The following is a 19,341-nucleotide window of genomic DNA, read 5'->3' as shown; positions in this document are numbered from 1 at the left end:
GCACCCAGCGGGTGTGGCGGCGGCTGAAATGGTCGCCATTGTCGGCACCATCGCTTAGGTTCGACGTATGACGTCGGCGACACCCGAAGTGGAAGTGCGGCGCTCCGCGCGCCGGCGTCGCACTGTGTCGGCATACCGTGACGGCAATCGCATCGTCGTGATGGTGCCCGCCCGACTGTCCAAGAAGGACGAGGAGCGCCTCGTCGCCGACATGGTCCGCAAGGTCCAGGCTGCCGCGGATCGGGGTCGCAGCACCGACTCCGAGCTGATGCAGCGCGCGGTGCAGCTGTCGACCCGCTACCTCGGCGGCCTCGCCCACCCGGTGTCGGTGCGCTGGGTCACCAACCAGCAGGCGCGCTGGGGCTCCTGCACGCCGGCCAACGGCACCATCCGGCTCTCCGACCGCCTGCAGGGGATGCCCGAATACGTCAGTGACTACGTGCTGTTGCACGAGCTGGCCCACCTGCTGCAACCCGACCACGGCAAGAGTTTCTGGTCACTGCTGGAGGCCTACCCGCGGCTGGAGCGGGCTCGCGGATATCTCGACGGTGTGGCCTTCGGCGCCGGCCTCGACACATCGCGCGAGGACGACTCGGACGTGCTGCCGGCGGGCTCCGAGGGCGAGTCAGGCTGAGACGAGCTGCTCCCGCAGCGCCACGATGCAGTCGGCCAGGTCCGGGTCGGTCGGCTCGGGCAACGAGTCCACCGGCCACCAGCGCACGTCGTCGGACTCGTCGGAGACGACGACCGCGGCGCCCTCCGGGGCGACTGCGGCGATCCGCAGGTCCCAGTGCGCGGTGCAGCGCCCGAATGCCGCGGCCAGGTCGTGCCGGTGCAGGAACAGCGCACCGGGCACCGGTGTCAGCCCGTCGATGCCGGACTCCTCGGCCGCCTCACGCAGCGCGGCGCCGGCAACCGTCCGGTCGCCCCGCTCGAAGTGCCCGCCCGGCTGCAGCCACAGCCTCGCCTTCTTGTGCAGCACCAGCAGCACCTGGCTCCCGTCGGCGGAGAAGACCACGGCGCTGGCGGTGAAATGCTCCGGCGGGCCGTCACGCCACAGCCCGTCCTCGTATGCCGCCAGGTGTGCCTCGAATGCGTCCCGCGCCGGCCCCGGCGCGGCCGCGCGCAACAGCGCGAACGCGTCGGACCGCAGGGCCTGACGCGGGTCGGCTGAGGTCACGCGTCGTCCTTGCCGGGGCCGTGCTGGCTGTCATCGCCGGTGTCATCGTCGGTGTCGTCGTCGGTGTCGTCGTTCCCGTCCCGGTGGTCCCTGGTGTCGCCGCGCTCGGCATCCAACTCCGCGGTGCCCTGGGCCAGCAGCGCCTCGAGGGCGGTGTCGACCTCGTCGGGCTGCGCGGCGGGTGCGTCGGGGGACTGGCGGCGCCGGACGTATCCGCTCGGGTCGTCCAGATCCGCGGTGGCCGGCGCGAAGTCGGGGTGCTTCCACGCGCCATCCCGCTCGACCGCGCCCAGGGCCTTCTCCAACTCGGTGAATACCGCTGCGGCATCACGCAATCGACGCGGGCGCAGCTCCAGACCCACCAGGGAGGCGAAGACGCGCTCGGCCGGACCGCCGGACGCACGACGGCGGCGCACGGCCTCGGACAACTGCACGGTGTGCGGCAGGTGTTTGCCGGCGGCTTCATTGGTGACGACCTCCACCCAGCCCTCGACGAGGGCCAGCAGGGTCTCCAGGTGGGCGAGCGCGCGCTGTTGCGCCTCGGAGGGTTCGGGGCTGAACAGCGATCCCTGCAGGGCCTCCTGCATCGCTGCCGGATCCGAGGTGTCGGCGTCGGCGACGGCGCGTTCGATGCCCTCGCTGTCGATCGAGATGTCCCCGGCATACGACTGCACGGCGGCGATCAGGGCCGGGCCGAGCCACGGCACCGCGGCGAACAGCCGGGCACGCGCCGCCTCGCGGACCGCGAGGTAGAGGTGGACCTCTCCGCCGTCGACCTCGAGGCCCTCGGCGAAGTCCTTGACGTTTGCCGGAAGCATCGCGATGCCGTCGGTGAGGGGGAGCCCGACCTCGGTGCCGCTGACCAGCTCGCCGGCGAGTGCACCCACGGCCTGGCCGATCTGCGCGCCGAACATGCCTGCGCTCATCCGCGCCATCATCGGCTGCATCTGGCCCATCATCGCGGAGGGGTCGATGCCCGGCGGCAGGCCCATCTGCTCCGCGTCGTGCGGGTCCAGCCGGCGCAACTGCTCGCCCATCGCACGCTCGATCGCGCTGTTGACACCGCCCGCGACCGGCTCGACCAGCTGACGCCACATCGGCATCGTCTGCTCCACCCATTCGGCGCGGCTGAGCGCCTTGGCGGGCCCGACCGCCGCGAACTCGGTGACCTCGTCGAGCCACAGGTTGGCGACCTGGACGACCTGCTCCACATCGCGCACGGTCGCCGCGCCGACGCTGGAGTCACCGGCGGCGGAGACGGTCTTGCGGGCAACGTCGGTCGCCAGCTCCAGATTGACGGGGCCGTCGACGGGACCGGACATCATCGCCTGCAGCTGGTTCTGCAGTGCTTCCATCATCTGTGGGTTCATGCCCTGCACACCCATCTGTTCCAGGGCACCGGCGAGCTGGTCGTTGTCGGAGTCGCCGCCGAGGATCGACCGCAACAGTTCGGACAGGTCCGGCTGCTGGTCGTCGTCGCCGGACTGGTCATCAGGGAGCTCGGGTGGGTTGTTCGACATCGTCTTCTCCGTCCTGCCGATGCCCGGATGCGGCACGCGGCGTGTGCGCGCCGGAAGCGGTGAATAGGCTCTGCACTAGACAACCACGAAGCGGCCGGCGTGGTTCCGCCGCCCGGCACGTGTTCGCTCGAAGCAGAATCAGGAGACGACGTATGACGGTGCCAGACCCACGGGTGCGTCTCGTCGACCTGCGCGACACCGCGCTGTCGGTGGACGAAGCGCTGTCCGCCGTCAGCGACCCGGCGGCCGGCGGCGTCGCGTTGTTCGTGGGCACGGTCCGCCAGCAGGACCACGCCAAAGCCGTTGAGCTGCTGGACTACTCGGCACATCCGAGCGCGGTCGACACGCTGCGCGACGTCGCCGAATCGGTGCTGACCGACGAGATCACCGCGCTGGCGGCGGTCCATCGCGTCGGGCGCCTGGCGATCGGCGACACCGCGGTCGTGGTTGCGGTCAGTGCCCCGCACCGCGGTGCGGCGCTCACAGTTTGTAAGGAGATGATCGACACCCTCAAAGCACAGGTGCCGATCTGGAAGCACCAGGTGTTCCGCGACGGAAGTGACGAATGGGTCGGGCTGTAGATCGATGACAGATGCGAATGAATCGGGGGCGAACGGTCCGGGAGCGGGGCCGGCCCCCGCAGCCGACGTGCAGGGCGGCAACCCGATCGGGACCAAGAAGTCGTTGAGCGGCCGCAACATCGGGTTGCTGGTCGTCGGAGCGGTGCTGGTGGTCGCGATCGCGGCGCTCAACCTGATCCACGTGCCCAAGGTCATCATGCGTCCCGGCCCGGTCACCAACACCCTGGGCAAGGCGGGCGACAAGCCGGTGATCGAGGTCAAGGGTGCCAAGACCTACCCGACGTCGGGCACCCTCGACTTCACGACGGTGTCGATGGCCGGCGGCCCGCAGTACCCCGTCAGTGTCATGGAGTGGTTGCGCGCCAAGTACCTCGACGACGATGCCGAGATCTACCCCGAGGAGATGTGGTTCCCCAAGGGAGTGACCTCCAAGCAGGTCGAGCAGCAGAGCACCGCGGAGATGACCAACTCGCAGCAGACCGCCGAGGTCGTGGCGATGCGGGCAGCGGGTGTCACCGTGCCGGAGTCGGTCAAGGTCGTGCAGCTGCAGGCAGGTGCCGCGGCCGAGGGCAAGCTGAAGGCCAAGGACGTACTGGTCGAGCTGGACGGGCACAAGGTGACCAGCCTGAAGTCCGTCTCGACCGTGATGGCAAAAGTGAAGGCCGGCGACACCGTGCCGGTCACCGTCAAGCGTGGCTCGAAGACACTGCACCTGAAGGTGCCGACGAGCGCGGGGGACGACGGTCACGCGGTCTTCGGCATCGCCATCTCACCGTCATACAAGTTCCCGTATGACGTGAAGGTCAACGCCGGCAACGTCGGCGGTCCCTCGGCGGGCACGATGTTCACCCTGGCGATCTACGACCTGCTCACGCCCGGCGCGCTGACCGGCGGCCACCAGGTGGCCGGCACGGGCACGATGAGCGAGGACGGCTCGGTCGGCCCGATCGGCGGGATCCGGCAGAAGATGCTGGGCGCCAAGCGGGCCGGCGCGAAGTTCTTCCTGGCCCCCAACAGCGACTGCACCGAGGCCAAGGGTCATGTCCCGTCGGGCCTGACGGTGATCAAGATCGACAACCTCAAGGACGCGCTCGCCGCGCTGAAGAAGATCGCTGCGGGCAAGACCTCGGGCTTCCCCGGCTGCTGACGCGCGGCGCCTACTCCTCCAGGGTGACCTGCAGTGCGTGGACGAGGCCGGGAGCGATGTCCCGTCCGACGGCGACCTGGTCGTCGGCGTCATGAGAACGCTGCCGCAGCAAGCAGATCGACTCGCCGTCGCGCAGCACCGCCACCAGCAACCGCACGTCGGCGCGGTCGGGGTGGGCCGCCAGCGCCTCGGCCGCGGCCTCGGGGTTCTGCGGTAGGTCCTGCTCCGCCTCCGGCGGGACGACGATCCGCTCCAGGGCCAGCGCCACACCGTCGACCTCGGCCGGCCAGGCGAGTTGCCGCAGCAGGCTCTCGATGTTCGAGGTCTGCGGCAGCCCCTCCTGCTCGATGGTGCTGTATGCCGAGGGGTCGGCGCCGTGCAACTGGCCGGCCAGGCCCGGCTCGCGAGCCAGCAGATCACCGTTGCGTGCGATCGCGAAGAGCCTCGGGGGTTGATCCCATCCGGCCGACGCGACGTGTCGCTCGGTGTCGATCGCGCATTCGCCCAGCGGGCTGAGGACGTGCTTGGCCTTGGGTGCGGACTCGTCGGACGGCATGCCTCTCATGGTGTCATCACGGTGACGATCTGCCGTATCTGCCCGGCGGACAGTTCGGTTCATAAGTCCGCGGGTTAAGTTGTCCTTTCAACCCAGCATCACCCCAGCACCCTTGGACACGAGGCCCACGTTGACTTCTTCGGACGAGCCGGCCGACAGCGGCGAGCGCGACCAGCACGCGGGCATGATGGTGCGCCGCTTCGGACCCGTCGGAGCGCGACGGGTGATCATCCTCGCCGCGGCGGTGATCGCCGTCCTCGTGCTCGCGCAGGTCTGGGCCAACGTGTGGACCAACCAGCTGTGGTTCAAGAGCATCGGCTATTCGTCGGTGTTCCGGACCGAATACCTCACCAAGACAACGATGTTCATCGTCGGCGCCGCCCTGACCGGCGGGCTGATCTGGGTCAGCATGTGGCTGGCCTACCGGCAGCGGCCGATCTATGCACCCGTCACCGCCGAGCTGGACAGCATGGACCGTTACCGCGAGGCGATCGAGCCCTTCCGCAAGGCGGCGTTCTGGCTGGTGCCGCTGGTCTTCGCGCTGTTCACCGGATCCGCGGCGATCGGCCAGTGGAAGACGGCGCTGCTCTGGCTCAACCGGCAGAGTTTCGGCAGCAAGGACCCGGAGTTCCACAAGGACATCGGCTTCTACGTCTTCACCCTGCCGTGGCTGCAGGTGGTGATCGGCTTCGTCACCATGGCACTGATCCTGTCGCTCATCGCAGCGGTCGTCATGCATTACCTGTATGGCGGGATCGCGTTGCGCGACAAGGGAGTTCGCACCACAGGGTCAGCACGGATCCACCTGTCACTGCTCCTGGCGGTGCTGGTGCTCGTGCGTGCGGTCGCCTACTGGCTGGGCCGCTACAACCTGACGACGACGGACAACTCACTCTTCACCGGTATCGACTACACCGCCCAGAACGCCGTGCTCCCGGCCAAGGCGATGCTCGCCGGTGCGGCGGTGATCTGCGCGGCGTTGTTCGTCGCGACGATCTGGACGCGGACCTGGCGGTTGCCGGTCGTCGGGCTGGTGCTGCTGATCGTGTGCGCGATCGTGCTGGGCGCCATCTACCCGGCACTGGTGCAGCGCTTCAAGGTGCGCCCGACGGAGCAGTCGCTGCAGTCGCCATACATCGCCCAGAACATCGAGGCGACCAAGAAGGCCTACGGCCTCGACAAGGTGAAGGTCACGTCCTACACGCCGACCAAGAAGACCAGTGCCGGGCAGCTCGCGCAGGATGCCGAGACGGTGCCGGGCATCCGGCTGGTGGACCCCTCGATCGTGTCACCGACGTTCCGGCAGCTGCAGGGGCAGCGCAACTACTACCAGTTCGGCAACACGCTGGATGTCGACCGCTACAAGGTCGACGGACAGATCGACGACGCGGTCGTCGGCGTGCGCGAGCTCGACCTCGACGGTGTGCCCGCCTCGCAACGAAACTGGGTCAACGACCACACGGTCTACACGCACGGGTTCGGCGTCGTGGCGGCATACGGCAACGAACGCACGGACGACGGCCAGCCGGTCTTCATGGAGTCCGACATCCCGCCGGTCGGCAAGCTGGGCGACTTCGAGCCGCGCATCTATTTCGGTGAGTCGTCGCCGCGCTTCTCGATCGTCGGCGGGCCCGCGGGCGGGCCCAAGCGGGAGCTGGACTACCCGCGCACCTCCTCGGGCGGGGAGCAGCGCACGACCTACACCGGCGACGGCGGTGTCGGCGTCGGTTCGTGGAACCGCAAGCTGGCGTATGCCGTGAAGTTCCACGACCTGAACTTCCTCTTCTCCGGCGGGATCAATTCCGAGTCGCGGGTGCTGGACACCCGCAACCCGGTGGACCGGGTGAAGAAGGTCGCCCCGTGGCTGACGGTCGACGGGGACCCCTACCCGGTCGTCGAGGGCGGTCACGTGCAGTGGGTGGTCGACGGCTACACGACCTCCGCGCACTACCCCAACTCGCAACTGCAGTCGCTCGGCAACGCGACCACCGACGCGCTCACCTCGTCCTCGGACAACCTGCGCAGGCTGGCCGGCGGTCGCGTCAACTACATTCGCAACTCGGTCAAGGCGACGGTCGACGCCTACACCGGCAAGGTGACGATGTATGCCTGGGACAAGAAGGACCCGGTGCTGAAGGCGTGGATGAGCGCGTTCCCCGGCACGGTGAAGTCGATGTCGAAGATCCCGGCGGGGCTGATGTCGCACCTGCGCTACCCGGAGGATCTCTTCAAGGTGCAGCGGGAGCTGCTGACGAAGTACCACGTGACCGATGCCGGGCAGTTCTTCCAGGGCAACGACCAGTGGCAGATCCCGACCGACCCGGCGCGCGGCAACCGCGAACAGCAGCCGCCCTACTACCTGTCGGTGGCGATGCCGGACCAGAAGTCGCCGACGTTCTCGCTGACCTCGACCTTCATCCCGACCGGTGACCGGCAGAACCTCGCGGCGTTCATGACGGTCGACGCGGATGCCGGATCCACACCGGGCAAGAAGAGCGCTGGTTACGGCACGTTCCGCATCCTGGAGATGCCCCGCAACGTCACGGTGAAGGGCCCGGGGCAGTTCCAGAACGACATCAACTCCTCGCAGGCCGTCTCACCGACCACCAAGCAGACCCTGGCGCAGTTCCTGACCTACAACAAGCAGGTCGGTTCCGAGGTGCAGGAGGGCAACCTGCTCACCCTGCCGGTCGGCGGTGGGCTGCTGTATGTCGAGCCGATCTACGTCCGTGCGGCGGGCAACACGTCGTTCCCGCTGTTGAAGGCCGTCGTCGTCGGCTTCGGCGACAAGCTGGCCTGGGACACGACGCTGGACGGGGCACTGAACGAACTGTTCGGCGGGGATTCCGGTGCCAGTGCGGGGGATTCGGGGCAGTCGTCGACTCCGTCGAAGAAGCCGTCGCCGTCACCGTCGAGCTCGCCGTCCTCGAAACCGTCGAAGTCTTCCAAGACCGACAACCCCGAGCTCAAGAGTGCGCTCGCAGCTGCGAACAAGTGGTATTCGCAGGGTGAGAAGGACCTCAAGAACGGCGACTTCGCGGCATACGGCGAGGACCAGAAGAAGCTGAAGGCGGCCATCGAGCGCGCCATCGAGGCACAGGGCGGCGCGGCACCATCGAGTTCGCCCGCGCCCAAGTCGACCGACGGCAAGTAGGGAGTTCCGCCATGCCGATCGGGCTGTATGGCGCACGTTCGGCCCGGCGCAAGCCCGCCGAGCGGCCCGCCGAGTCCTCGATTTGGCGCTCCGGCCGCGGTCGCGTAGTGTTGTGTTCACCGACGCGGGGTGGAGCAGCTCGGTAGCTCGCCGGGCTCATAACCCGGAGGTCGCAGGTTCAAATCCTGCCCCCGCTACAAAATGAAAGTCCCTGACCGGCAGGAATGCCGGTCAGGGACTTTTTCCATGCGACCACCTGCGGCCGACCCTGCAACGCACTACGTTTTTTCTGCATGACCACCGAGTCGTCATACCGCATCGAGCCGCTGAGCCCTGAGACGTGGCCGGCCTTCGAAGCGCTGGTGGAGCGGCACAACGGCATCTTCGGCGGATGCTGGTGCACGTGGTTCCACGGCGGTCACCCGAGCTGCGAGGGCAGGGGCGAGACCTACGAGGGGAACCGGGCGATCAAGAAACGCCTGGTCGACGAGGGCGTGGCGCACGCCGCGCTGGTGATGGACGGCGACGAGGCGATCGCGTGGGCCGAATTCGGCACACCCGTCGAGTTGCCCGCGATGAAGCACAATAAGGAATACGAAGCGACCACGACGGTCGACCCGGATTACCGCATCGACTGTGTCTTCGTCGACAAGCGCTATCGACGAAAAGGTATGTCGGAGCTGGTGATCCAAGGCGCACTCGACCTGATCGCGCAGGCCGGCGGCGGGCGGGTCGAAAGTTACCCGCACGACCTGACGAACCAGACCAAGAAGATGTCGTCGTCGTTCCTCTACAGCGGGACCCGTCGGCTCTACGAACGACTCGGCTTCACCTACGACCGGCCCAAGGGGCTGAAGAACTGCGTGATGGTGAAGACGGTCGAGCCCACCTGACCGGGGCTGCGGGCGCCTCGGCGGAATATACCCCCATGGGGTATGCGTTGTCCGTTGTTGTCATGCAGTCGCAGGCGGAGGAGACACCGATGAGTGAGCAGCACCAGCATGATCACCACCCCGCAGACAGCCACGGGCATCACCCGAGCGCGAGCCTGTCGATGGCGGTAGCGGCGACGCTGCACTGCCTGACGGGGTGCGCCATCGGGGAGATCGCCGGAATGATGATCGCCCAGGCAGCGGGCCTGGGCAACGGCTGGTCGGTCGCGATCTCGATCGGGCTGGCGTTCGTCTTCGGGTACTCGCTCTCCACACTGCCGTTGCTCAAGGTCGGCGTTGCGCCGCTCGCCGCGCTGAGCGTCGTCCTGGCTGCCGACACGCTGTCCATCGCCGCGATGGAGGTGACCGACAACCTGGTCATGGTGTTGTTGCCCGGAGCGATGAACGCCGGGTTGGTGAACGTCGTCTTCTGGGTCGGCATGATGATCTCGCTGACCGCAGCGTTCTTCGTCGCCGTGCCGGTGAACCAGTGGCTGCTCAGCCGAGGCAAGGGGCATGCGCTCACCCACGAATTCCACGGTATGACGGCAGCGGCCACCGGCTGGCGGCGGTGGCTGCCGGCGCTCCCCACCGGAGCGCTCGTCGCCGTACTCATCGCCTTCATGCTCGGGGGTTTGGTCGTCTCGACCGCGGACGAGGCGGGCTGGCAGCACAGCTCGGTCGCGACGGCCACAGCGAGCCACCGAGTCTGACCACCTCGCGTGCTGGCGAGGAGCCGGTGGAGCGTAGCGGGGAGGAGCGCCGCCCAGGTGCGGCGGTGCCCTGAACGGCTGGAATGCTGAGGGCAGGACGTGCACCCGCAGCGTGAAAGGCCTTGGCATGGACCGACCAACGATGACCCAGCGGTATGACGTGACGGCGGTGCGCGAACGCTTCCCGTCGCTGCGCAGCGGGCGCGCGCACTTCGATGCGCCCGGCGGCACCCAGACTCCCGAACCGGTCGCCCGGGCCATGTATGACGCACTGACCTCTCCGCTGTCCAACCGTGGCAGCCGCACTCCGGCCGAGCGCAACGCGGACGACATCGTGCGGGGCGCCCGCGCCGCGATGGGCGACCTGCTCGGCGTCGATCCGGACACGGTTGCGTTCGGGCGCAGCGCGACGGCGTTGACCTTCGAGATGTCTCGCACCCTGTCGGCGCAGTGGGGCTCCGGCGACGAGATCATCGTCAGCCGGCTGGACCACGACGCCAACGTCGGCCCGTGGCTGCTCGCGGCCGAACGTGCCGGGGTGCAGGTGCGGTGGGCCGACTTCGACCCGGCCACCGGGGAGCTCGACCTCGCGTCGATCACCGGTCAGCTGTCGCAACGGACCCGGCTGGTCGCGGTCACCGCAGCGTCGAATCTCATTGGTACGCAACCGGATATCGCCGCGATCGCGCAGGCCGTCCACCGCACACCCGCACTCCTGTATGTCGACGGGGTCCACCACACCGCGCACGACTTCGTCGACGTTCCGGCGCTCGGCGCGGACCTCTACGTCTGTTCGCCGTACAAGTTCCTCGGGCCGCACTGTGGGGTGCTGACCGGCCGGGCCGACCTGCTGCGCGATCTCGCGCCCGACAAGCTGCGCCCGTCGACCGATGACGTGCCCGAGCGCTTCGAATTGGGCACTCTCCCTTACGAATTGCTCGCCGGAACCACCGCAGCGGTCGATTTCCTCGCCGGTCTCGTCCCCGGCGACGGAGGCCGGCGCGACCGGCTGCGGGCCTCGTTGGGTGCCCTGCACGAGCACGAGGACGCACTGCGCCAGCGACTGGAGGCGGGTCTGGCGCAGCTGCCGCAGGTGACGGTGCACTCCCGTGCCGGCCGGCGCACGCCGACGCTCTTCATGACATTCGAAAACCGTTCTGCCACCGAAGTTTCCGACTATCTCGAGGTCGACGGGATCGACGCGCCCGCGGGCACCTTCTACGCCTACGAGCCGGCCCGTCGGATGGGGATCGACAGCGGCCTGCGGATCGGCCTGGCGCCATACAGCACCGAGGACGATGTGGACCGGTTCATCGTGTCACTGGGCAACTGCCTGCGCGGCGACAAGCTGTAACGCAGCTCAGACGAATCGCGCCGGATCGGTGAACGCGGGCGCGCTCCTCGGGTTGCCGGTGAGCGCGAGGTCGGCGGCGATTGCGCCGTACCCGCTAGCCATCTTGAACCCCGCACCGCTGAAACCCGTTGCCAGCACTATGCGTTCGGATCCCGGAGCGAAGCCCAGCAGCGGAGCGCTGTCCGTGGTGTAGAGATCGGGATAGGTGTCGGCCCGCACGACATACGGGATGAGGCCCGGGAAGTAGCTCGCGGCCGCGTGTCGTACCTCCTCCATCTCCGCTGCCTTCGGCACCCGCAGCAGGCGGTCCGGGTCCTCGGTCCGGGTCGCGCGGCCGTCGAGGCTCGCCTTGACCGTCGTCCCGTCCAGTGAGGGTGCGCCATACATCGAGGTGCCGCGGGCGATCCGGATGAAGATCGGGAAGACCTCGGGAGCGAAGTCCGCCGCATCACGGGCTTCGAACCAGGTGAGCAGGATCCGCGTCGGGTAGACGCTGTCGGCCAGGGCGGAGGGGAGCAGCGATCCGGCCCACGCACCGCCGGTGACGATCACCCGGTCGACGGTCCAGACCCGGTCGCCGGCGGTGATGCGGACGTGGTCGTCGACCTCGGTCACCGAGGTGATCTCGGTGTCGGTCAGGATCGTCGCGCCGCGATCGCCCGCGCACTCCAGCGCCGACAGCACCGCCGTGTCGGTCTTGAGGTAGCCGGCGTGCGGGTCGAACACCGCGACCTCATCCGCGTCCAGGTCGTGCTGCGGATAGCGGTCGGCCATCTCGTCCCGGCTCAACACGCGATGCTCCGCGCCGCAGGCGTTGATCGAGTCCAGCAATGCCGGGATGTAATCGCCGTCGCGGTGTCCGATCGACAGTCCACCGCAGCGACCGAGCACCGAGCGGCCCGACTGCTCCTCGAGCTCGCCCCACAACTGCCGGGAGCGTTCCAGGATCGGGTAATAGGGGTCGGTGCCGCGATAGGTCATCCGGAACAGGCGGGAGTCGCCGCCGACAGCACTGCGGGGATGCGCGGGGGTTTTCGCCTCGAAGCCGAGCACCGAGGAGTCGCGCAGGGCGGTCTGCCACAGCGCCATACTGCCGATGCTGCCGGTGCCGATCACGCCGATGTGTGCGTCGGTCACGGTCACAGGACCTTCTTCAGGAATTGTTGGGTGCGTGGCTCGCGCGGGTTGGCGAGGACCTCTCGCGGATCGCCGCGCTCGACGATGTAGCCGTCGGCCATGAACAGCAGGCTGTTGGCGACCTCGCGGGCGAAGCCCATCTCGTGAGTGGTGACGAGCATCGTCATACCGTCGTCGGCCAGTTGCTTGATGACGTCGAGCACATCACCGACCAGCTCGGGGTCGAGTGCCGAGGTCGGCTCGTCGAACAGCATCACCTGGGGATCCATGGCCAGCGATCGGGCGATGGCGACGCGCTGCTGCTGGCCGCCGGACAACTGGGACGGGTAGTGCGCATCGTGGCCCTCGAGCCCGACCCGTGCGAGCAGCTCCTGTGCGTGTTTCTTGGCCTCACTCTTGGACGTCCGCTTGATGAGCGTCTGGCCGACGGTGATGTTCTCCAGTGCCGTCATGTTCGGGAAGAGATTGAACGACTGGAAGACCATGCCGATCTGCGTCCGCTGCCGGCGCAGCTCCGCACGGGGGAGCGGCCGGTAGTGGGTCGCCTCCTCGACATACCCGAGGTGTTCGCCGTTGACCTTCAGCACACCGGAGTCGATCTGCTCGAGCCCGTCGATGCAGCGCAGCAGGGTGGACTTGCCGGACCCGCTCGGACCGATCAGCACGCACACCTCACCGGAGGCGATGTCGATGTTGATGTCCCGAAGGACCGTGTGCGGCCCGAACGACTTCACCAGCTTGCGGATGTGCACCGTGCCGGGGCCGTCGGCCTCGCCCAGTCCGGCAGGGCGGAACGGCTCGGCGGATGTGGCTGCGTTGCTGTTGCTCATGCGGGCACCTCCGTCAGGACTTTCTTGCGGCTGATGGCACGAGTCGACTTGCCGTAGTGGGCCTCGATCTTCGACTGTGGGTAGTTCAGCAGGAGGGACACGACGAGGTACCAGATGCAGGCGACCAGCAGCATCGGGATCGTCTCGTAGGTCCGGGCGTAGATCAGTTGCACGCTCTGCAGGAGGTCGGCGACGCCGAGCACGCTGACCAGGGAGGTCTCCTTCAACATGCTGATCAGTTGGTTGCCGGTCGCCGGTATGACGCTCGGCATGGCTTGCGGAATGATGATCTTGCGCATCTTCATCCCCTCGCTCATGCCGAGCGTGTCGGCCGCCTCGAGTTGTCCCTTGGGCACGGAGTTGAAGCCGCCGCGGATGATTTCGGCCATGTAGGCCGCTTCGTTCAGGGACAGTCCGATGATCGCCGCCGTGGTCGCGCTGATCAGCGCGTTGGTGTTCAACTGACCACCGATCGGCGTCAGGGGTATGCCGATCCGGATGTTCGGGTAGAGCGCGGCGATGTTGAACCAGAGGATGAGCTGGACGAGCACCGGTGTTCCGCGGAACAGATTGATGTAACACATCGCGAGGATGCGGACCGGCAGGATCTTCGAGGCGCGCATGACCGCGATGAGCAGCCCGAGGACGGTGGAGATCACCATCACCAGCACGGTCAGCCAGATCGTCAACCACAACCCACTGAGCACGGATCCGGCGGTGAGGTAGTGCCCGATCGTGTGCCATTGGTAGCGCGGGTTGGTGATCAGTGTGTAGGCGATGCCGGCCGTGATGAGCAGGCACACGGCCCACATCGCGTATTCATATGGTCCGCGGCGATGGACTCGGGGCTTGTCGGTGGCGTCCATGCTCGATCAACTCGCCGGGGACTTGGCGATGCTCGCGGTCTTGATGGCGCCGGCTCCCAGGCCCCAGTTGTTCAGAGCCTCCTTGTACGACGGGCTGTCCATGACGGATTGCATCGCCTTCTGCATGGCCTTGGTCAGCGGTGAGTGCTTCGCCAGGCCGATGGCCACGAGGTCGGTGCCGAGCGACGCGGGCTTGTCGTACTGCTGGGGAGCGACGTCGAAGGTGGTGCCGTGCTGCTGGACGGCGTAGGCGAGTGACGGGGTGTCGTAGAAGATTCCGTCGATCCGGCCGGAGGCCAGCTGGGTCAGCGCCGCGTTGACGTTGGGCAGCACCACTGAGGTGACTGCGGTCTTGCCGGCGGCCGTGCACTTCTTGGACAGTGCCGGCAGGTAGGTCTGTTCCTGGGTCGTGCCCTTCATCACGGCGATGCTCTTGCCGCAGATGGACCTGTTGTTGATCGACAGGTGCAACGGGTTACCGGCCTTCGTGGCGAGGGACGACCCGTCCTTCCAGTAGTTGATCATGTCCAGGACCTTCACCCGGTCCGCGCTGGCGGACATGTTCGTGGTGGTGAAGTCGAAGCGCCCGCCGGTCAGTCCCGGGATGATCGTGTCGAAGGAGATGTTCTTGATCTTCAGCTTGAGCCCGAGCTTCGCGGCGATGAGCCGCGCGATGTCGACGTTGTAGCCCTCCGGCTGGTTGTCGGTGGACAGGAACGAGGTCGGCGGATACTGCAGATCCATGGCGACCGAGATCGATCCCTTCGACTTCACCGCCGCAGGCAGCAGCTTCACCGCGGCCGGATCGGGCTTCACGCCCTTCGAGATGTCGCCGATCGTCCCCTTCGCGGTGGTTGTGGCCCCGCCGGGGGCTCCGGCCGAGGAGCCCGCTGCCGAGGTTCCGCTCGAGCTGGAGCAGGCGGCCGTGCCGAGCGCCATACACGTCACGGCAACAAGTGAGATGACTCGATTCTTCATGGGATCTCCTGATCAGCTGTGCGGCCCGACGGCCGGATTGGTGATGGCTCGCTCGGCCGGTGTGCTGGCCGCGAGGTTCGAATTCGCCCGCGACAGGTGCTGGGCGATGATTGCGGTGATCTTCTTCGGATCGTGCGCACGGAGTGCGTCGATGAAGTCGCGGTGGTCCTGCATCAATTCGTCGCCCGAGGGGCGGACGTTCTCCAGCCACGCCATGCACGTGACCGTTTCGGCCGACAAGAGGTCGTATGCCGCCATGAGGCGGGAGTTGCCGCCGCATTTCACCAGTGCCTGGTGGAAACCGAGGTCAGCCTGCGCCACTGCCAGCCGATCGCCGTCATCGAGCTGGTCCCGAAGGGCATGCAGTGATTCCTCCAGCTTCTCGATGGTGCGGTCGATGTGCTCCTGGCCGGCGGCGATGATCCTACGGGCTGCATGGCTCTCGATGGCGATCCGGGCGTCGTAGATCTCACGGATGTCGGCATCGGTGAACTCCTTGACGGTCATGCTCTTGTTGCGCTCGGCGAGCAGCAACCGCTCCGTCACCAGCCGCTGGAACGCTTCGCGCACGGGGGACCGGGACACGCCGAGCTGGTCTGCGACCGCCTTCTCGTTGAGCGCCTGACCCGGCGCGAGCAGCCCGGAAATGATCAGCCGCCGCAACTCGGTGTAGACGCGCTCGGTGGTCGAGGTGAATTGCAACGGCGCGAGCCGGAGTTCTGAGTCCACAGTTCCTGCTCCTCATCGGTGGATTCCGAGAAATGTAGTGATGTCGGCTGCATGCTGTCAACGGTATGCTGAATATTGTCGACAATGACGAAAAATCCCGCTAGTGTCTCCATCGCGCCACGCAGCACTGCGTCGGCATACCCAGAACGCACTCACCAACGGAACTGAGAACAGGGAGCGCTCACCGTGATCAACTACCGCCCGAAGTACGTGTCCTTCGACTGCTACGGCACGCTCATCAACTACCAGATCGACGCCACGACGAAGAAGATCGTCGGCGACCGGATCAGTGACGCCGACTGGCCGGCGTTCCGGCACACGTTCAGCAAGTACCGCTACGACCAGGTGATGGACGCCTACCACCCCTACCGCGAGGTGTTGCAGGAGTCCTTCGATCGTGCCTGCCGCAAGTGGAAGCTGGAGTCCGACCCGAACGCCGGCGACCTGTTCGGCGACGCCGTCATGTCGTGGGAGGCCCACGACGACGTGCCGACACCGCTGGCGAAGATGGCGGAGAAGTACCCGTTGGTGATCCTGTCCAACGCGGACACCGCATTTCTCGATGCGTCGGTGCCGAAGCTGGGCGCGCCGTTCCACGCGGTCTTCACCGCCGAACAGGCCGGCTACTACAAGCCGCGGTACCAGGCGTTCGAGTACATGGTCGACCAGCTGGACGCGAAGCCGGAGGACTTCCTGCACGTGTCCTCGCACACGCGCTACGACATCATGCCGATGCGCGACCTGGGCTTCCCCAACCTGGTGATGCTGCGCCGCGGTTACGACCCCGCCGCCCACTCCTACGAGTACGTCGACGTCGACTCGCTCGACGAGCTGAACCAGATGCTCGGGATCGACTGACGACGATGAAGCTCGTCTCGTACTGGCAGGACACGGCCACGCCGCCCGGCGACTTCCGGCATACAGCCGTCCCCGAGCAGGTTGACGTCGCGGTGATCGGTGCCGGCCTCACCGGCCTCTCGGCCGCACTCGAACTTGCCCGCGGTGGCGCACGGGTCGCCGTGCTGGAGTCCCATCACGTCGGCTGGGGAGCCTCCAACCGCAACGCGGGTATGGCGACGACCGGGCTCGCCATCGGCTTCGGGCAAGCGGTTTCGCGCTACGGGCGCGCAAGGGCGGTGGAGTACTACCTCGAATACGACAAGGCCATCAGCACCGTCGAGGCACTGGTGCGAGAGCACTCGATCGACTGTGACTTCTCCCGCTGCGGGAAGCTGTCCCTCGCGCTCACCCCGCGTGATGTGGAGGGGATGCGCGCCACCCAGCGGGAGGTTGCCGCCATCGGCGACCTGCCGGAACTGCAGGTGCTCGGGCCGGATGACATCCGCAAGGAGATCGGCTCCGACTTCTATCACGGTGGCATGGTCGATCCGCTCGGAGCAGGGCTGCACATCGGCAAGTTCGTGAGCGGACTCGCGTCGGCCGCGCTGGCGGCGGGCGCCACCATCTGTGAGAACGCCCCGGTTCTGTCCCTCGAGCGCGACGGCGGGCGCCACCTGGTGCAGACGTCTCGTGGCCCGGTCCTGGCCGACGACGTGCTCGTCGCGACCAGTGGTTACACGTCGGCGCTCACACCCTGGATGCAGCGGCGCGTCATACCGGTCGGCAGTTTCATCATCTGCACCGAGCCGCTCGGTGCGGCTCGGGCGGCCGAGCTGCTGCCGCACGACCGGATGGCGTCCGACGCCAAGATGCTGACGTACTACTTCCGGCGCACCCCGGACAACCGGATGCTGTTCGGCGGTCGTGCCCGGTTCGCGTTGTCCAGTCCGGATTCGGACCTGCGCAGTGCCCGCATCCTGCGCAAGGCGATGACGGAGATCTTCCCGCAGTTGTCCGAGGTGGAGATCGACTACACGTGGGGCGGCCTGGTCGACATCAGCCGGGACCAGATGGTCCACGTCGGCGAACACGACGGTGTCCACTACAGCCTCGGCTACAGCGGCCACGGAGTGCAGATGGCGACCCACTCGGGACAGCAGGTTGCCCGCAAGTTGCTCGGCAAACGCTCCGACCTGCCGTTCGAGAAGGTCGGATTCCGTGCAGTACCAGGGCATGTCGGACCTCCGTGGTTCCTGCCGCTCATCGGTGCGGGTGCCCACGTCAGGGACAAGTGGAACCTGGTGCGTGGAGGCAAAGGATGACCGTGGTCGGCGAGCAGACGCCTGCGATGCACACGGCTCCGCTCGGAGGCGCCCTGATCGCAGGTGTATGGCGCAGTGCGCCCCTCGACCTGCCGGTGCACGATCCGCAGGACGGGCGAATGGTCGGACGGGTGGCGCGGTGCTCGGCGCAGGACGTCGATGCTGCGGTGCGCGCAGCAGCCGAATCTATGTGCCATGACTGGCCGTTGCACGCCCGGACGGCCACACTCGCGCGAGCGGCCGACGCCGTACTCGAGCGCAGCGAGTTCTTCGCGGCGATCATCGGTGCCGAGGGCGTCAAGACACTCGCCGAGGCACGTGCCGAAGTGGCCCGGTGTGTCGAGACGCTGCGGACAGCTGCCGCATCGGGTGATGTGCTGACCGGTGAGGTGCTGCAGCTCGACGCGAGCGCGCGGGGCGCCGGCCGGACCGGCTGGTTCACCCGTGAGCCCCTCGGGGTCGTCGGCGCGATCAGCAGTTTCAACGATCCGCTGAATCTGGTGGCGCACAAGCTGGCTCCGGTCGTGCTCGCCGGCGCGGCCGTGGTGCTGAAGCCCTCCGACCAGACGCCGCTGACAGCACTGCACCTGGCGGAGGTCCTGCTGGAGGCGGGTATGCCGCCCGCGCGACTGTCGGTGGTGTGCGGCGGCCCGGAGGTTGGCGAGGCGCTGGTGGCCCATCCCGATGTCGCCGTCGTCTCCTTCACCGGTGGCACCCGCACGGGTGAAGCGATCACCCGCAGCGCGGGTGTGAAGAAGCTGCTGATGGAGCTGGGCGGCAACAACGCGACGATCGTCTGCGCGGACGCGGATCTGGATCTGGCCGTGAAGCGGATCGTGTCCGGCGCCTTCGGTGTGGCCGGTCAGAACTGTCTGTCGGTCCAGCGTGTCCTCGTGGAGCAACCGGCCTTCGAGCAGGTGCTGCGCGGGGTCGTCTCGGGTGCGCGGTCGCTGCGGGTCGGCTCCAAGCTCGACGCCACGACCGACGTCGGACCCCTGGTCAGTGCGCAAGCCACCCGACGGGTTGCGGGCCTGGTTGACGACGCGGTCGAGCACGGAGCCCGGCTCCTCACCGGCGGGCACGCGGACGGCAACTTCTACCGGCCGACCGTGCTGACCGGCGTCGCGCCCGACGCACCGATCCTACGGGAAGAGGTCTTCGGGCCGGTCGTGATCGTGGAGCCGGTCGCGTCGGCGGCGGAAGCCGTACGTCGTGCCAATGACTCCCAATTCGCTTTGCAGGCAGGCGTTTTCACCAAGTCCCTGGAGAACGCGACGCGCATCTCCGCGGGGATCATCGCTGGTGCGGTGCTCGTCAACGACACGAGCGACTTCCGCCTCGACAGCATGCCGTTCGGCGGATTCGGGCACTCCGGGATCGGTCGCGAAGGCATCCGCTCGGCAACTCTCGAGCTGACGGCACCGAAGTGCGTCCTGCTGTCCACGGCGGACTGAACCGACCACGACCGACCGTCGTACGCAGGCGGCCCTGAAGCAACCACG

Annotated in this window: 18 protein-coding genes and 1 tRNA gene; 11 read left to right on the top strand and 8 right to left on the bottom strand. The window is 67.4% G+C overall.

Annotation, left to right across the window (positions count from 1 at the left end; translation table 11 throughout):
- Window positions 1–67 precede the first annotated feature (67 nt).
- Complete coding sequence (locus VG502_RS03825) at window positions 68–634, top strand: M48 metallopeptidase family protein (protein WP_325548699.1); 567 nt, start codon at window positions 68–70, stop codon at window positions 632–634.
- Here the strand turns inward: VG502_RS03825 and VG502_RS03820 are convergent.
- Together VG502_RS03820 and VG502_RS03815 are read right to left on the bottom strand one after the other, a co-directional pair.
- Window positions 626–1,180 carry an NUDIX hydrolase gene (locus VG502_RS03820; RefSeq protein WP_325548698.1) on the bottom strand — a complete coding sequence of 185 codons (555 nt, stop codon included), beginning with the start codon at window positions 1,178–1,180 and terminating at the stop codon, window positions 626–628. The genes VG502_RS03825 and VG502_RS03820 overlap by 9 nt on opposite strands.
- Complete coding sequence (locus VG502_RS03815) at window positions 1,177–2,700, bottom strand: zinc-dependent metalloprotease (protein WP_325548697.1); 1,524 nt, start codon at window positions 2,698–2,700, stop codon at window positions 1,177–1,179. The genes VG502_RS03820 and VG502_RS03815 overlap by 4 nt, the downstream gene beginning before the upstream one ends.
- A 152-nt stretch (window positions 2,701–2,852) precedes the next feature.
- Between VG502_RS03815 and VG502_RS03810 the strand changes: the two genes are divergently transcribed.
- Together VG502_RS03810 and VG502_RS03805 are read left to right on the top strand one after the other, a co-directional pair.
- Window positions 2,853–3,281 carry a molybdenum cofactor biosynthesis protein MoaE gene (locus tag VG502_RS03810; RefSeq protein ID WP_325548696.1) on the top strand — a complete coding sequence of 143 codons (429 nt, stop codon included), beginning with the start codon at window positions 2,853–2,855 and terminating at the stop codon, window positions 3,279–3,281.
- A 4-nt stretch (window positions 3,282–3,285) separates the two neighbouring features.
- Window positions 3,286–4,428, top strand: coding sequence for a YlbL family protein (locus VG502_RS03805; protein ID WP_325548695.1), 1,143 nt, complete (start codon window positions 3,286–3,288; stop codon window positions 4,426–4,428).
- A gap of 10 nt (window positions 4,429–4,438) precedes the next feature.
- Here the strand turns inward: VG502_RS03805 and VG502_RS03800 are convergent, their stop codons facing one another.
- Window positions 4,439–4,984 carry a PPA1309 family protein gene (locus VG502_RS03800; protein WP_325548694.1) on the bottom strand — a complete coding sequence of 182 codons (546 nt, stop codon included), beginning with the start codon at window positions 4,982–4,984 and terminating at the stop codon, window positions 4,439–4,441.
- Between the two features lie 130 nt (window positions 4,985–5,114).
- Here VG502_RS03800 and VG502_RS03795 point away from each other — a divergent pair, with 130 nt between their 5' ends.
- The 5 genes from VG502_RS03795 to VG502_RS03775 all read left to right on the top strand — a co-directional run bounded on the left by VG502_RS03795 (window position 5,115) and on the right by VG502_RS03775 (window position 11,137).
- The gene (locus VG502_RS03795) at window positions 5,115–8,138 is read left to right on the top strand and encodes a UPF0182 family membrane protein (RefSeq protein WP_325548693.1); all 3,024 of its coding nucleotides are present in this window, start codon (window positions 5,115–5,117) and stop codon (window positions 8,136–8,138) included.
- Window positions 8,139–8,261: 123 nt separating this feature from the next.
- Window positions 8,262–8,335 (top strand) — tRNA-Met (locus VG502_RS03790).
- A gap of 96 nt (window positions 8,336–8,431) precedes the next feature.
- Window positions 8,432–9,031, top strand: a complete 600-nt coding sequence (locus VG502_RS03785; protein WP_325548692.1) for a GNAT family N-acetyltransferase — start codon at window positions 8,432–8,434, stop codon at window positions 9,029–9,031.
- Between the two features lie 89 nt (window positions 9,032–9,120).
- Window positions 9,121–9,783 carry a DUF4396 domain-containing protein gene (locus VG502_RS03780; protein WP_325548691.1) on the top strand — a complete coding sequence of 221 codons (663 nt, stop codon included), beginning with the start codon at window positions 9,121–9,123 and terminating at the stop codon, window positions 9,781–9,783.
- Between the two features lie 127 nt (window positions 9,784–9,910).
- Complete coding sequence (locus VG502_RS03775) at window positions 9,911–11,137, top strand: cysteine desulfurase-like protein (protein WP_325548690.1); 1,227 nt, start codon at window positions 9,911–9,913, stop codon at window positions 11,135–11,137.
- A gap of 6 nt (window positions 11,138–11,143) precedes the next feature.
- On the opposite strand, the gene solA is transcribed toward VG502_RS03775, so the two are convergent.
- Genes solA through VG502_RS03750 form a run of 5 tightly spaced genes read right to left on the bottom strand, consistent with a single transcriptional unit; the run spans window position 11,144 to window position 15,677 of the window.
- Window positions 11,144–12,274 (bottom strand): N-methyl-L-tryptophan oxidase, encoded by a 1,131-nt coding sequence (gene solA, locus VG502_RS03770; protein WP_325548689.1) that lies wholly within the window; start codon window positions 12,272–12,274, stop codon window positions 11,144–11,146.
- 2 nt (window positions 12,275–12,276) lie between these two features.
- Window positions 12,277–13,104, bottom strand: coding sequence for an amino acid ABC transporter ATP-binding protein (locus VG502_RS03765; protein ID WP_325548688.1), 828 nt, complete (start codon window positions 13,102–13,104; stop codon window positions 12,277–12,279).
- Window positions 13,101–13,916, bottom strand: coding sequence for an amino acid ABC transporter permease (locus VG502_RS03760; RefSeq protein ID WP_325548687.1), 816 nt, complete (start codon window positions 13,914–13,916; stop codon window positions 13,101–13,103). The genes VG502_RS03765 and VG502_RS03760 overlap by 4 nt, the downstream gene beginning before the upstream one ends.
- Window positions 13,917–13,976: 60 nt before the next feature.
- Window positions 13,977–14,948: an ABC transporter substrate-binding protein gene (locus tag VG502_RS03755; RefSeq protein ID WP_325548686.1), complete on the bottom strand. Its 972-nt coding sequence runs from the start codon at window positions 14,946–14,948 to the stop codon at window positions 13,977–13,979.
- A 12-nt stretch (window positions 14,949–14,960) separates the two neighbouring features.
- On the bottom strand, window positions 14,961–15,677 hold the full coding sequence (locus VG502_RS03750) for a GntR family transcriptional regulator (protein ID WP_325548685.1): 717 nt from the start codon (window positions 15,675–15,677) through the stop codon (window positions 14,961–14,963).
- A 186-nt stretch (window positions 15,678–15,863) separates the two neighbouring features.
- Here VG502_RS03750 and VG502_RS03745 point away from each other — a divergent pair, with 186 nt between their 5' ends.
- Genes VG502_RS03745 through VG502_RS03735 form a run of 3 tightly spaced genes read left to right on the top strand, consistent with a single transcriptional unit; the run spans window position 15,864 to window position 19,293 of the window.
- On the top strand, window positions 15,864–16,535 hold the full coding sequence (locus VG502_RS03745) for a haloacid dehalogenase type II (RefSeq protein WP_325548684.1): 672 nt from the start codon (window positions 15,864–15,866) through the stop codon (window positions 16,533–16,535).
- 5 nt (window positions 16,536–16,540) lie between these two features.
- Entirely contained in the window at window positions 16,541–17,839 is a 1,299-nt protein-coding gene (locus VG502_RS03740) for an NAD(P)/FAD-dependent oxidoreductase (RefSeq protein ID WP_325548683.1), read from the top strand.
- Complete coding sequence (locus tag VG502_RS03735; RefSeq protein ID WP_325548682.1) at window positions 17,836–19,293, top strand: aldehyde dehydrogenase family protein; 1,458 nt, start codon at window positions 17,836–17,838, stop codon at window positions 19,291–19,293. Before VG502_RS03740 ends, VG502_RS03735 begins: the two co-directional genes overlap by 4 nt.
- Window positions 19,294–19,341 lie beyond the last annotated feature (48 nt).

This window comes from Flexivirga sp., from assembly GCF_035551235.1.
Taxonomy (GTDB): domain Bacteria; phylum Actinomycetota; class Actinomycetes; order Actinomycetales; family Dermatophilaceae; genus Flexivirga.
This window is presented reverse-complemented; position numbering and strand designations above follow the sequence as displayed.